At 69.3% G+C, this 13,083-nt stretch carries 10 protein-coding genes; 7 read left to right on the forward strand and 3 right to left on the reverse strand.

Features of this window, described 5'->3' with window-relative positions:
• The first annotated feature begins 19 nt into the window (after nucleotides 1-19).
• The 3 genes from Pka01_RS02195 to Pka01_RS02205 all read left to right on the forward strand — a co-directional run bounded on the left by Pka01_RS02195 (nucleotide 20) and on the right by Pka01_RS02205 (nucleotide 2,922).
• Complete coding sequence (locus Pka01_RS02195; RefSeq protein WP_203880792.1) at nucleotides 20-1,279, forward strand: MFS transporter; 1,260 nt, start codon at nucleotides 20-22, stop codon at nucleotides 1,277-1,279.
• A gap of 68 nt (nucleotides 1,280-1,347) precedes the next feature.
• Nucleotides 1,348-2,070 carry an IclR family transcriptional regulator gene (locus Pka01_RS02200; protein ID WP_203880793.1) on the forward strand — a complete coding sequence of 241 codons (723 nt, stop codon included), beginning with the start codon at nucleotides 1,348-1,350 and terminating at the stop codon, nucleotides 2,068-2,070.
• Between the two features lie 213 nt (nucleotides 2,071-2,283).
• A complete protein-coding gene (locus Pka01_RS02205; RefSeq protein WP_203880794.1) occupies nucleotides 2,284-2,922 on the forward strand; it encodes a hypothetical protein in 639 nt (212 codons plus the stop codon).
• A 41-nt stretch (nucleotides 2,923-2,963) separates the two neighbouring features.
• Here the strand turns inward: Pka01_RS02205 and Pka01_RS02210 are convergent, their stop codons facing one another.
• Nucleotides 2,964-5,828: a helix-turn-helix transcriptional regulator gene (locus Pka01_RS02210; protein WP_203880795.1), complete on the reverse strand. Its 2,865-nt coding sequence runs from the start codon at nucleotides 5,826-5,828 to the stop codon at nucleotides 2,964-2,966.
• Nucleotides 5,829-6,368: 540 nt separating this feature from the next.
• On the opposite strand from Pka01_RS02210, the gene Pka01_RS40565 reads away from it, so the two are divergent.
• Together Pka01_RS40565 and Pka01_RS02220 are read left to right on the forward strand one after the other, a co-directional pair.
• Nucleotides 6,369-7,607, forward strand: a complete 1,239-nt coding sequence (locus tag Pka01_RS40565) for a sensor histidine kinase (RefSeq protein WP_239114650.1) — start codon at nucleotides 6,369-6,371, stop codon at nucleotides 7,605-7,607.
• Nucleotides 7,604-8,971 carry a sensor histidine kinase gene (locus Pka01_RS02220; protein WP_203880796.1) on the forward strand — a complete coding sequence of 456 codons (1,368 nt, stop codon included), beginning with the start codon at nucleotides 7,604-7,606 and terminating at the stop codon, nucleotides 8,969-8,971. Before Pka01_RS40565 ends, Pka01_RS02220 begins: the two co-directional genes overlap by 4 nt.
• Here the strand turns inward: Pka01_RS02220 and Pka01_RS02225 are convergent.
• Nucleotides 8,968-10,071 (reverse strand): pentapeptide repeat-containing protein, encoded by a 1,104-nt coding sequence (locus Pka01_RS02225; protein ID WP_203880797.1) that lies wholly within the window; start codon nucleotides 10,069-10,071, stop codon nucleotides 8,968-8,970. The two genes, Pka01_RS02220 and Pka01_RS02225, sit on opposite strands and share 4 nt — an antisense overlap.
• 63 nt (nucleotides 10,072-10,134) lie before the next feature.
• A complete protein-coding gene (locus tag Pka01_RS02230) occupies nucleotides 10,135-11,391 on the reverse strand; it encodes a serine hydrolase domain-containing protein (protein ID WP_203880952.1) in 1,257 nt (418 codons plus the stop codon).
• Nucleotides 11,392-11,636: 245 nt separating this feature from the next.
• On the opposite strand from Pka01_RS02230, the gene Pka01_RS02235 reads away from it, so the two are divergent.
• Together Pka01_RS02235 and Pka01_RS02240 are read left to right on the forward strand one after the other, a co-directional pair.
• Nucleotides 11,637-11,885, forward strand: a complete 249-nt coding sequence (locus tag Pka01_RS02235; protein WP_203880798.1) for a hypothetical protein — start codon at nucleotides 11,637-11,639, stop codon at nucleotides 11,883-11,885.
• 288 nt (nucleotides 11,886-12,173) lie between these two features.
• A complete protein-coding gene (locus tag Pka01_RS02240; protein WP_203880799.1) occupies nucleotides 12,174-13,001 on the forward strand; it encodes a helix-turn-helix domain-containing protein in 828 nt (275 codons plus the stop codon).
• Nucleotides 13,002-13,083 lie beyond the last annotated feature (82 nt).

The following is a 13,083-nucleotide window of genomic DNA, read 5'->3' on the forward strand; positions in this document are numbered from 1 at the left end:
TCACTCGAAAGGCGTGGGCATGGCGATCGGCGACGCGGACGGCGCGACCTTCTGGAGGTGGTGGACGGCCGGCACGACCAGTTCGGTCGGCTCGGCGGTGGGCGCGGTCGCGCTACCGCTGACGGCGTTGACGGTGCTGGACGCGTCCGCGTTCGAGATGGGGATGATCGCCGCCGCCGGCTACGTCGCCTGGATCGTCATCGGGTTGCCCGCCGGGGTGCTGGTGCAGCGACTGCCCATGCGAAGAGTTCAGGTCGGAGCCGACCTGGCCCGTGCGGCGGCGATCGCCTCGATTCCGATGGCCTGGTGGGCGGGCTGCCTGACGGTCGCCCAGTTGGTGGTCGTGGCCCTCGTGGTGGGCTTCGCGGACGTCGTCTTCGACGTCGCCAACGCGACCTTCCTGCCGTCGATCGTGAGCAAGGACCAGTTGCAGTCCCGCAACAGCCTGACCTCCGGCACCCAGGCCACCACTCAGCTCGGAGGGCCGTCCGTCGGCGGTCTCGCCGTCCAGCTGCTCGGGGCGGTGCCCACCCTGCTCGTCGACGCGGTCAGTTACCTGATCTCGGCCCTGCTGCTGCGAACCCTGCCCGAACACCGCGCCCAGGCCTCCGGCCCCCGTCCGCCGATGGGCGCGATGATCCGCGAGGGCTGGCGTTTCGTCGTGCACCACCCGGTGATGGGCCCGTGCATGTGGGCCGCCACCGCGGCGAACACGGTCTGCGGGGCGCAGCACGCGCTCTACGCGCTGTACCTCGTGCGCGAGTTGCACGCCGGGCCCGGCCTCGTCGGGCTGCTGCTCGCTGCGGACGGGGTCGGCACGCTGATCGGCGCCGCTTCGACGAAGCGGATCACGGTCAGGCTCGGAACCGCCCGCGCGCTGATCGTCGCCGGGTTCGTCTCCGTGGCCGGGGCCGCCGTCGTCCCCCTCGGATCGGGATGGCAGGGCTTCGCCGCCTTCGCCGTCGGCAACGTGGCGTTCTCCGCCGGGGTTGTGGTGCTCAGCGTGGTGACCCGCACATACCGGCAGATCGCCAGCCCGCCCGACCTGCTGCCAAGGGTGATGGCGACGGTCCGGTTCGTCTCCTGGGGTGCGATCCCGATCGGCGGATTGATCGCCGGAATGATCGCCGGGGTGCTCGGCGGCCGGGTCACCCTGATGGTCTTCGTCGTCGCGGCCGCCTGCATACCGCTGGTGCTGCTGGCATCGCCGGTCCGGCGCCTGCGCGATCTGCTGGATCATCAGCAGCGCCCCACGTCGGCGGCGGTGTCCACCCCTTGATCGGAACTCGATCGCCGAGCATCCTTGCGGATGGCGAGCCGAGCGAACGAACGGGAATCGGTGATGCGTTGGAAGGTTCGTTGAACGGCGGCGAGGCGGACGCGCGCCTGCCCGGCGGGCGTGGTGTGCTCGAAGGCGCCTTCGCTCTGCTCGACAGTTTGGAACGGGTACGTGAGGCGGGGCTGACTCGGCTGGCGGACGACAGCGGCCTGCCCAAGGCGACGGCGTACCGGTTGCTGGAGCAGCTGACCGTTCTGGGCGCCGCCGAGAAGGTCGGCGCCCGCTATCGCATCGGCCCGAGGATGCGCAGGCTGGGGCACACCTGGCGACCGGATCCGGTCCTGGAGCAGGCGGTCCGGGCGCCGATGCGCAACTTCGTCCGGACGACGGGAGCGGCGGTCTGGCTGTGCCTGCTTTCCGCGGGGCAGACGATAGCGGTGGGCGGTGCGCCCGGGCGGGTGCCGTACTTCTCGCCACCGCATCCGGGCGCGGTGGTGGGCTGGCCGACGGCGGTCGCGAAGGTGCTGGCGGTCTGCTCGCGGGAGGCATCCGGGCTGGCGCTCGAGTCGCCGCGATGGCGCAGGGACGCGGCGTCGATCCGCGAGGCCGGGATCGCCTTCGACCGCGAGGAGAACACGCCGGGCGTCTCGTGCGTCGCGACGCCCGTGCTCGACAGAGGCGGCACGTTGATCGCCGCGATCTGCTCACCGGTCGAGGCCGTGCGCCCACTCGCGGACCTCGCCCAGAACCTTGTCAGGACGAGCAAGGCCGTCACCGCGGCCCTGCACTGACCACGGGCACTCGACGGCCGGCGGTCCGCTGAGCGAACCGGAATGCCGCTCCGATGGTCGTCGCCGATGAAAATGCGATGGCGGCAAACAGGCCGGGACGAGTGCCGGAGAACAGGTGGGGGAAGCCCGATGCGTCGTCGCTCTCGTATTTCGACATTCACCGCTCGCGGTCACGCCACACGCGCCTTTCTGAGCGTTCTCCTGTCGCTTTCCTTGTTCGCCACCGCCTGTATCGACGAGGATTTCGGCGGAGGCTCGGACACCTCGGAGACCAAGAACGCGCAGGCTCAGGAGCCGAAGAAGGCCAAGAAGTCCAAAGCCCCGCGCTGCCCTCAGCCGGAAGCCCGCACCAGGTCCCAGCTCCCCGCCTTCCCGCCCGCGGACAACGTCGGTGTGATCACGCAGAATCCCTGCGTCAGCGTCGCGAGCCTGGCCGACGAGGTCGTCGGCTTCATCCCCGAGGGGCGCTCTGAGGAGTTCAGGAGTTTCCGAGGCGGGCTTGAGCAGTTCGTCGGCAGGGTGAACGCGATAAACGACGCGGCGGAGTGCGCCTACGAGACCGATCACCTGTCGATCGGGGCCTATCACCATGTCGACACCCCATGGTCGATCGGCGTGGTCGCGGTCGTCCGCGGGGACCTCGACGCGCTGATCGACACCGGAGTCTGCTGGCTGCTGAGAAGGCTGCCGCTCGACATGCCCACGGGAACCGTGCCCGATGAGATGCGTCCCGATTTCTGCGCCGACGCCGTCATGAGAACGATCGAGGGCGAGCGCTACACGATCCTGTGGGTCGGCTCGTCGAATGTCATGTGCGGGAGCCTCGCCACCTACTACAGCCAGGCCGCGTGACCAGCGGAACAGGCACGGCCTGAGTCACCCGCGCCCCGCCGTCACGCGTCCCCGAGCAGGCCCGGGCACTTCTCGGCGAAGATGCGGGCCAGTTCGGCCCGGGACGCGATGTCGAGCTTGGCGAAGATCCGCCGAAGGTGCGTGGAGACCGTGTGCGGAGACAGGAACATCCGTGCGGCGGCCTGCCGGTTGGTCAGGCCCCGGGCGATCAGCTCCGCCACGGTGCGTTCGGTTTCGGTGAGGCTGTCCCATCCGAAGGCCGGTCGCTCCGGCTGGGCCCAGTGACGGCGCCGCACGCCCGACGCGCGCAGTCTCGCTCGCACACGGGCCGCGTCCCGGAGCGCCCCGACGCGCTGGTAGCCGTCGAGCGCCTGGTCCAGGCTGTCGACGGCGAGCTCGCGGGTGGAGGGGTCGGCGGTGGCGGCCAGCAGCGCCCCCAGGTCCTCGGCAGCCGAGGCGCGCTCCCATGGCTGGGGGTGATTGGCGGCGGCGAAGGCGAGGGCGGCGGGGTCCTCGCAGAGGAGCCCGCGGGCGTGGGCGGCCGCGGCGGCGAAGATGGGGTAGTCGGGATTCTTCCCCGCGAGGTGCTCGGCCGTCTCGACGATGGTCCGCGCATACGGACGGTTCGACGCGGCAAGCGCCAGCCGGGTCATCCAGGCGGCCGCGAGGGGCGCGGTGATGAGCGCCCAGCGTTGCCTCTCCATGTCGGTGTAGATGGGGGCGAGAAGCTCCATCGCCCGTTCGCGGTCGCCGCGGGCCTCGGCGACCACGGCCTCCACCCACCTTTCCCACGCCGATCCGAACAACATCCCGGGCGCGCCGGGCTCGGCCAGGTATCTCTCGACCTGACGGACCGCGTCGTCGATGTCGCCGCGCCGGACGGCGATGTAGGCGAGTATCGACAGCCCGACGCGGACGAACCCCTGGGTGCCCATGTCGTCGGCGATCGTCATCGCGGCGTGCGCCTCGGCCGCGGCGTCGTCGAACCGGCCGGTGGCCAGTTTCACCCGGGCGCGGAACAACGCGGGCTGAGCGGCGAGCACGGTCACCCCGAGGGTCTCTATCTCTCCCTGGGCGGCCTGAATGGCCATGTCGGCCGCCTCGAACTGACACATGCACCTGAAGTTGAGGCTCAGCAGCAGCCGCGCGTACGGGCGCTGGATGGCTTCGACGGAGCCGCTGCCGGCGATCCGCAGGGCTTCGTTCACGTGCGCGAACGAGTCGGCGACCCGCCCGTCGACCATGGCGTGCCGGGAGAGCATCAGCAGAGCCCCGACGACGGCGACGTCGGAATGCCGGGCGCGGTCGGCGAGAACGGACTCCGCTCGCTGCTGTCCCCTCCGCAGATCATTGAGCGAGATGAGCCCCCAGAACACCGTCCACTCGGCGACGCCGCGCAGTTCGTCCGAGATGTCCTGCTGGTTGAGCAGGCTTTCCGCCTCCGACACCGCGTCGGCCGGCCGTCCGCTCAGGAGCAGGATGTACGCCAGCGCGCACCGGAGGCGGCGGGCCGCCATGGGAGGGGCCCTGCCGAGCGCGGGACGGGCGAGATCGGCCGCCTCGGACAGCCTGCCGATGGCCGTCAGGGCGTCGACCGCCGTGGCGGCACGGTCGACCCACTCCGGGTCGGTGGAGTCGGTCAGTTCGAGCGCCCGTTTGGACAGGTCGGCGGCGGTCTGAGGGGAGGACCGCAGCACCTCCCTGGCCGCCCGGTCCAGTCCGAGCAGCGCGGACGCGTCACCGCGGCAGGCACCGCGGATGAGGTGCGCGGCGGCGGGGACGGCCGACCCCCCTCGTCTGAGCAGCATCTCCCCCGCCTCGATGTGCAGGGCCCGTCGCACGGCGGCGGACAGCGTCCCCGTGACCGCCTCCCACAGCAGATCGTGCCGGAAGACCAGGTCGTGCCCGGCGGATTCGACGATGCCCGCGGACGTCGCCTCCTCCAGCATGGGCAGCAGATCTCCGGTCGATTCGCCGAGCATCTCCGCCAGGTCCCTCACCGGGAACGAACGGCCCAGGATCGCCGCGACCTGGAGCAGATGCCTGGTTCGTTCGGACAACTCCCCCAGGCGCTCGCGGGTGACCGCCTGAGCCCGGGGCAGCAGCTGCGCCGAGACCACCCGCGCGCGACCGTCGACGATCTTGAACCCGCCTTCGCTCTTGAGCTTCTCGAGGAGATCGACGAGGAGGAAGGGATTGGCGTTCGCCATGGTGGCCAGGGCCAGCACATCCGGCTCGGGCACCGCCCCGAGGACATCGGTGACCACCTGGGCCACGGCTTCCCCGTCCAGCGCCTCCAGCCTGATGCGTCGCGCTCCGTCCTGTTCCAGCAGGTGGAACAGGCGGTCGAGGCGGGCGGCGTCGCCGCCGCTCGTGCGCGCCAGCATCCAGATGAGCGGGGACGAGGCGAGATCTCTCGTCAGGGACCGCAGGGCCAGCAGGGTCATCGGGTCGGCCCACTGCACGTCGTCCAGCGTGAGAAGCACTGGCCCATGAGCCACCAGCGTCTCGAGTGGGTCTCGCAGGTGCTCGAGCAACAACAGCCGCTGATCCGCCGCACCCGGAAGACACACGTTCCCGCCCGTGGCGAAGGGGTAATCGGATCCCCCGAGCGCCGACGTCAACGGGGCAAGCGGGACCAGCTGGGTCAGCTCGTCCGCGCAGCCGCGCGCCACCCGGAATCCCCACCTCGCCGCGGCGTCGGCGGCCACGTCGAGCATGCGGCTCTTGCCGACGCCCGACCGGCCCTCGACCAGTAGGACCCCGCCTCTGCCGACTCGAGCTGCCCGGAACAGACCCGCGACGAGCTCCCACTCCCGTGTACGGCCACGCCAACCAGGCCACGATGACCCCCGGGAGCCGGGCCCACCTGCCAATTCCTGGACATGGGCGGGTTTGTCCCCCATGAATCCATGAGACACCAGGCGCACAAGGTCCCGCAACGCAGGGGCGCGGCCACAGCATTGATCACACGGGCCGGCGACACGCACAAACGTACACATATGTGCGATACGGCGCCCTTCTCCACGATTCAGGCTCGTAGCCGTTCACACATCTCTGCTTGTGAGTGACGGGGACACCCCCATCGAGCTGAGCCGGGCCGAGAAGACTCGGCCGCACACCGCTCGCGGCGGCTCTCTCGAAAGCCCGGCATCCCTCGAATCTCTCTTTTCGAAAGGACGACGATGGTGGACGCGCCCAGCGAAGGATTGTTACTCCTGTGGCCTCTGTTCACGCTGCTCACATGGGTGATCGTCACCAGATGCCTCGCGCGCCTGCTGGCCGGCGGATCCACGGCGGTCACGCGGGAGGACGCCGGCCGAGGCGGCGTCCGGTCCGCACCGGAGACCCGCGCCTGTGCGGAAGCGAAGCCGACCGGCCCTGTGGGCAGTGCGAACGGCCGGCATCCCAGTCCGGTGCCACGCCCGGCCTCCACGAGGTCACCGATGCGGGAGCGGTGCGCGCCGCGCTCGGTCCGGGGCCAGATCACTCTGCTGGCGACCGTCATCACCGTCCTGACCCTCTTCGCCACGGGAACGGGGATCTACCTGATGGCCCGGAGCGGCGCCCCCCGGTGGCGGGCCGCTCCTGCACGGACCGTTGTCGTCGCGGGGGTCGGGAACCCGGGACCATCACATGGCCTACGGCGCAGCCACCGGCCTCGGGAGCAGCACGCGGGCCGCCTCCGCGTGCCCGCCTATGCCTCCCGGGTCGTCGTCGACGCGGGAGGAACACTGCCGGGTCTGGCATGGCCCGGCCTTCTCCAGTTGATCGTGGTGATCGAGGCCGCCGAACTGATCACTTTGAACACGTGGACCGCCTGGAAGGTGGCCGGCCGGCTGCTGCGTCCCGTGGACGCGGTCTGCGCCGAACTCTCCGTGATCGACTTCAACGACCTGACCACCCGCGTCTCGGAACCGCGCAACGCGCTGGAGATCACCCGATTGTGCCGCGCCGTCAACAAGGTCCTGGGACGCCTGAACACGGCCAAGGAGGAACTCGAGGAGACCGCGCACCGCCAGCGGCAGTTCGCCTCGGACGTCTCCCACGAACTGCGCTCTCCCATCGCGGGACTGCGGGTGCAGCTGGAAGCGGCACAACTTGACCCGGGCCGGGCCCGGCAGCCCGAACTGCTGGGAAAGTTGCTGGGTCAGGTCGACCGGCTGCAGGTGATCGTGGACGACATCCTGTGCCTCGCCCGTGTGCGCGGCTGCCCACCCATCGATCGGCGGCGGCTCGATCTCGCGGCCCTCATCCAGTCCGAGATCGCCCAACGGACGGACCGGCTTCCCGTCCGGCTCCGCCTCACTCACGGCACCACAGTCATCGCCGTGCCGTCCCAGATCAGCCGGCTGTTCGCCAACCTCCTGGACAACGCCAGGAGGCATTCCGCGCATCTGGTGTGCGTCGAGGTGCGCTCGACCCCTTCCGCGGTCGAACTCATGGTCAGCGACGACGGGCCGGGGATCGCCGAGGCCGACCGGGAACGGGTGTTCCACCGTTTCACCCGGTTGGACGACGCCCGCCGGCTCGACCGCAACGGCACGGGGCTTGGCCTGGCCATCGCCCGCGACATCGCCCAGGCGCATCAGGGGACCCTCAGCGTCGAGGAGAGCGCCATCGGCGGGGCACGTTTCGTCCTGCGGCTGCCCCGAGTCCGGCCAAGTGAATCGGGGTCCGCATGAGGTTCGAAGACTGCTCGATCCGAGCCCGCCTGGCGCTGTTCACCGGCGTGGCGGTGGGTGCGCTCTGCATCGTGTTCTCCGTCGTCCTGTTGTTCGCCATCAACAAGATGGCCACCCAGAACCTGTCCAAGGAGGTGACCGCGGTGGGTGAGCTGACCGCCTATTACGTCGACCGCGGAGAGCTCGTCAACCCGCTTCCGCCCATCCCGCAGAACCTGATCCGTCCCGTCCAGGTGGTCGACCCACGTGGGCAGGTCGTCGCGGCGACCAGTGATCTGCAGAACCGGCCTCCCATGGCGCATTTCACGCCGAAGAGCCCGAACCGTGTCGCAAGCGGCGTCGTCTGCAGTTCGGTGTTCCCGACCGGCGGTTGCCACATCGTCGTCGCGCAGCAGGTGTATCGCAACGGCGACTGGACGATCTACAGCGCCGCGCCGACGCTGCCGTTCTTCGTCTATCCGGGCGTGGCGGCCCTCTTGATCGCCGGAACGGCCGTCTTCACCGTCGCCGTCGCCTACGGGGCGCGGCACACCGTCACCCGGTCGCTCCAGCCCGTGGACGCCATCCGAGCCCAGCTCGACCACATCCGGAGCAGCAACCTGAGCCGCCGAGTCCCGGTTCCCATGGCCGAGGACGAGATCCACCGGCTGGCGCAGAGCGTCAACGAGACACTGAATCGGCTGGAGACCATGTTCGAACAACAGCGACGGTTCTGCTCCGACGCCTCCCACGAGTTGCGCACTCCGATCGCGGCGATCCGCGCCCAGTTGGAGTACGCCCTCCTGGCTCCCGAGGACGTCGATCTGAACAGACTGTGCGACGACGTCCTCCCCAGCGTCGAGCGGCTTCAGTCGATCACATCCGACCTGCTCATGCTCACGCGGCTGGATGCCGGCGAACCGTGCGTACGGGATTCGGTCGACTTGGCCGAGCTGGTCGCCGTGGAGCTGAACAGTCACCAGATGGGCACGAAGGTCGTCCATCGCCTGGCACCGCACGTGATCGTCAGGGGTGATCGGGAACAGCTGCGTCAGTTGATCTGCAACCTGCTCCAGAACGCCCAGCGGCACGCGTGCTCCGCCGTCACGATCACGCTTCGGCAGGAGAACGGCGACCGGCGGTACACGCCGGGCGTCGCCGAGCTCGAGGTCCTCGACGACGGCATCGGAATCGCCGCCGACCAGAGGGAAACGGTCTTCCAGCGCTTCACCCGGCTGGACACCGCCCGCAGCAGGGACGCCGGCGGAATAGGCCTCGGCCTGCCCATCGCCAGGCAGATCGCCGAACGGCACGGCGGCACGCTGACCATCCAGGACAGCGACCGGGGCGCGCGCTTCGTCGTCCGGCTTCCTGCGGATCCCTAGGCGGCCGGTGGGCTCCCCTCGGGGTGCGGAACGTCACCCTTTGCGCCGCCGTCCGCCGGGCGCGAAGTCAGATAGGGCGGCAGAACCGTCTCCCCATCGGTGACGGCTTCCGCGATCTGCCCGGCGGACAGTCCGTTCACCTCGCTCAAGTCCACGCCGCGCAGATCGGCGTCCGCCAGAGCCGCTCCGCGCAGGTCCGACCCGCGGAGTACCGCCCCCCGGAAATCCGTCCTCATCAGCCCCGCACCTCGAAGGTTGACCCATCGGACGAGAGCCCCGCGCAGATCGGAGTCCTGCATGTGCGCAAAGGGCAGTTGCGCGCCGCTGAGGTTGGTCGCCCGCAGGTCGCACTCCGACAGGACCACACTCGTCGCCTTGGCATGGACGAAGTGCGCCCCTCGCAGGTTGCATCCTTCGAAGTGAATTGTGTCGATCCACCCGTTCGTGAATCGCGCCCCGGCGAGATCCGCACGGCCGATGAGGATCCAGGGGGTCTCAAACCGTTTCGGCCGCTTGACCAGGACGTCGATGACCGACTGGACGTCGATCGGAAAGTGGTCGCCCTTCCATGAAAGGCCGCTCTCGCATTCGTCGTCCTCGACGAGGCCGCCGTCGTCGAGCGCCTCCGCCCCCAGCGCCCGCGAGTGGCGCACGAAGGCCGCGAGCAGGTCCACTATCGCCCGATGGTCTCGGGGGGAATCCTTCAGCAGGCGTGCCAGCGAGTAGATGGCCCCGATGCGCTCGGCGGGATTGTCCGAGACCAGCTGGCTCGTGGCCTTGGCGTACCTGTCCGCTACCTGGCCCGACCTGGACAGCAGGTAGGTCCGGGCGCTGAACACGACGGTGGCCAGTCCGCCGAACGACAAGAACATCTGGAGAAGTGTGGTCCGCGTCGACGAAACCGCCTGCGCCTTCTTCTCGGCGTCCCCGATGTTCGCGAGAAGAGTGGAGTCGAACCACACGGGCCCGTTCCAGATCACGACGGCCGCCAGGGTGAGGGCGCCCAGCGACAGGACGATCCATAGCGAGCGCAACGCCCAGACCGGCAGGGCCGGGCGCAGCCGCCGCTTGATGATGAACAGGACCACCGGGACTCTCATGGAGACGCCCTGCATGAATGCGCGCACGGTCGTGGCTCCCACTCCACCCGGGATGCGCGGGCCTCAGAAGTACTGCGAGGTGAGGTCGGTCGTCGGCCAGGTGGTGACCTTGCTCCAGGCCTCGTTCATGCGTGCGCTCAGCACGTCGTAGTCGGGGGTGCCGGTCTCCTCACGCCGGTTGAAGAGCGCGGCGTAGGTGATGCCGTTCTGGAGCCTCGCCAGGTAGGTGTAGGTCCCGGGCATCGAGCCGGAGTGCCAGGTGTTGAGGTGGCCCGTGACCTGGCGGACGTACCAGCCGCAGCCGTACCACGAGCCGTCCGCGCTGATCCCGATCTCCGGCTTGGCCGTCATCGTCGCGATCGAGGCGGCGCTGAGCACCGGGCCCGCCGCGTCGAAGACGCCGGCGAACTTGACGAGGTCGACCGCGGACGCGAGCCAGCCCCCGTTGGCGTCCTGGTTGGGCATGTTGAAACCGCCGTACGGGTACGGCACCACGGTGCCGGACTCGTCCAGGACGGTCTTGTTCGTGTACTGGGAGACGTAGGGCACCTCGGACGCCGGAGCCTCCGACCTGAGGCTGCGCCCGAGAATCATGCGGCTGATGCCGACGGGCGTGAGGAGCTTCTGCTTCACGTACGCCTCGTAGCTCATGCCCGAGACCTTTTCGATGATCCGGCCGAGCAGCAGGTAGCCGTAGTTGCTGTAGACCATCTTCGATCCCGGCGTGAAGTCGAGGAGCCGGGCGGTGGCGTAGTCGATGATGTCGGCGTGGCCGATCGGCAGGGGCGCGTCCAGCACGGCGGAGATCGTGTGGTCCAGCCAGAGCTGGTCGCCGCTCACGTTCCTGTCCCAGCCCCCGAGGTGCTGCATCAGTCGGCGCACGGTGACGTCCTTCAGCCGGCTGTCGGCGGACGCGGACAGGCCGAGCAACGTGGTGACCGGAGCCGAGAGGCTGAGCTTGCCGTCCTGGACGAGCCGCAGGATCGCGGTCGCGGTGATGTGCTTGCTCAGGCTGGCGATCCGGAACAGGCTCGTCGGCTGGACGAGCCGCGGAACCGGGGACCCGCCGACATCGGCCGTGCTGACGTAGCTGCCGTAGCCGCGTGCCAGCACGAGCTTGCCGTTCTTGACGACCGCGAGCTGTGCGCAGTCGATGGCCCGCTCGGCGATGTACGTCTTCACCACGTTGTCGAGCACGGCCAGCGACGCGGGCACGACCCCTGTCACCGGCGTGCTCGCCGCCCGGGCGGGAAGCGTGCCCAGGGCCAGAGCGGGAACAGTCCCGGCGGCCACCTTCAGAACACTCCTGCGGCTGAGCATGGTCACGCTTAATCCCCTAAGTCATGATCTGTCAGATTGATCAGCCATCCTAGGAGATCTTGATCGCGGCCGGTGGCGACTCGGCCAACCCGGCGGGCCGCACCCGAGGAGCCAAAGCTGGGGCCCCACCCTCTTGGCCGGCGGCTCGAGTTCCGGCGCACCGGAGGGGAATATCCCGTTTGACCGTTTTGGGTCGGCCGCCGGTGGATGTCGCCGCGGCCGACCCTGATCGGGAGGAGGCGCCCATGCGCAGCAAGCCTCGATTCCTGCTTCTCGGCACGGCGTTGCTCACCGCTCTCACGATCACACCGGCCGAGGCGGCCACCGCCTCCCCTTCCTGCTCCGGCACCGCGCCGGTGATCAGCGGCGTTCCGGCCGGCGCCTCCGCCACCGCGCGCCGCTGCTGGTGGAGCGGCCCGTACCGGTGCTGCACGTACGCCGTCAGCAAGCACCAGTTCGTCAAGCGGTGCATGCGCGCCAGGACTCGCTACTAGCCCCGCCGGACCCGGCGGGCAGACCTCGGTGCTCGCCGATGGCGAGACCAAACCGTGACATGACGGTAAAGATCCTGGTCAGAGGGGCTTTTTGGGCATCGGAAGGCGCATGGCGGCCGATTGCAAAGAATATTTTCCACAGAGATATCCCCAGCATGTCCGCCTATTTATTGGGAGGTCCCCAGTCACCGTCCACACCGTTGTCCACAGGCGGAGCCCGGGGTTGTGGGTCTGCATGGGTGTATCACGGCCACGTTGGCGGCCTGCCCACCGCGTAGCCTGTTCTGGATGGACGCGGACAGGCTCCTTGGTGACTTCCTCCGTGCTCGTCGCCAGACCACCACCCTCGATCAGGTGGGACTGCCCCCCGGCGACCATCGTCGCCGGACACCCGGGTTGCGCCGTGAAGAGGTGGCCATGCTGGCGGGTGTCAGCACGGACTACTACATCCGGCTGGAACAGGGCAGGGAACGCCACCCGTCGGATCAGGTGCTCGACGCCCTCGCACAAGTCCTCCAGCTCGACGCCTGGGCCACCGATCATCTCCACGAGCTGGCCCGCCCGAAGGCGATCAAGCGGACGGAGGTGCCGACCGACCGGGTGAGCCCGACCCTGGAACGACTGATGTTGAGCTGGCAGAACAACCCGGCGGTCGTCGTGAATCGCCGGCTGGACGTGCTCGCCGGCAACTCCCTGGGCGTCGCCCTCTACGAAGGGCTCGACCACAGCGACAACCTCCTGCGGCTGACCTTCCTCAATCCCGACGCGCGCGTCTTCTACCGGGATTGGGAGAAGGACGCAGCCTCGAAGACGGCCCAGTTGCACACCGCCTCCGCGGCGGACCACGACGATCCCCTCCTGCTGGAACTGATCGAGGAACTCTCCCGCGAGAGCGCGGACTTCCAGCGCATGTGGGCCCGCCACGACGTGCGGGCGAAGACGACCGACTCGGTGCGCTTCCACCACCACTACGCCGGCGACCTGACCCTCTCCTACGAGGCCTTCACCGTGAACAGCTGCCCCGGCCAGGACCTGTTCATCTTCCAGGCCGAGCCGGGCAGCCCGTCGGAGCAGGCCCTGGCCAAGCTGCAGTCCCGAGTCGCCAGCCTCACGTGACCCTCGCGACGGTCGGCATGTGCCCGACCAGCGCCGGCTCGTTCACCGTGCGGCGCGCGACGTCGAGAAGCACGGCCCGGCG

This window comes from Planotetraspora kaengkrachanensis (genome assembly GCF_016862895.1).
Classification (GTDB): Bacteria; Actinomycetota; Actinomycetes; order Streptosporangiales; family Streptosporangiaceae; genus Planotetraspora; species Planotetraspora kaengkrachanensis.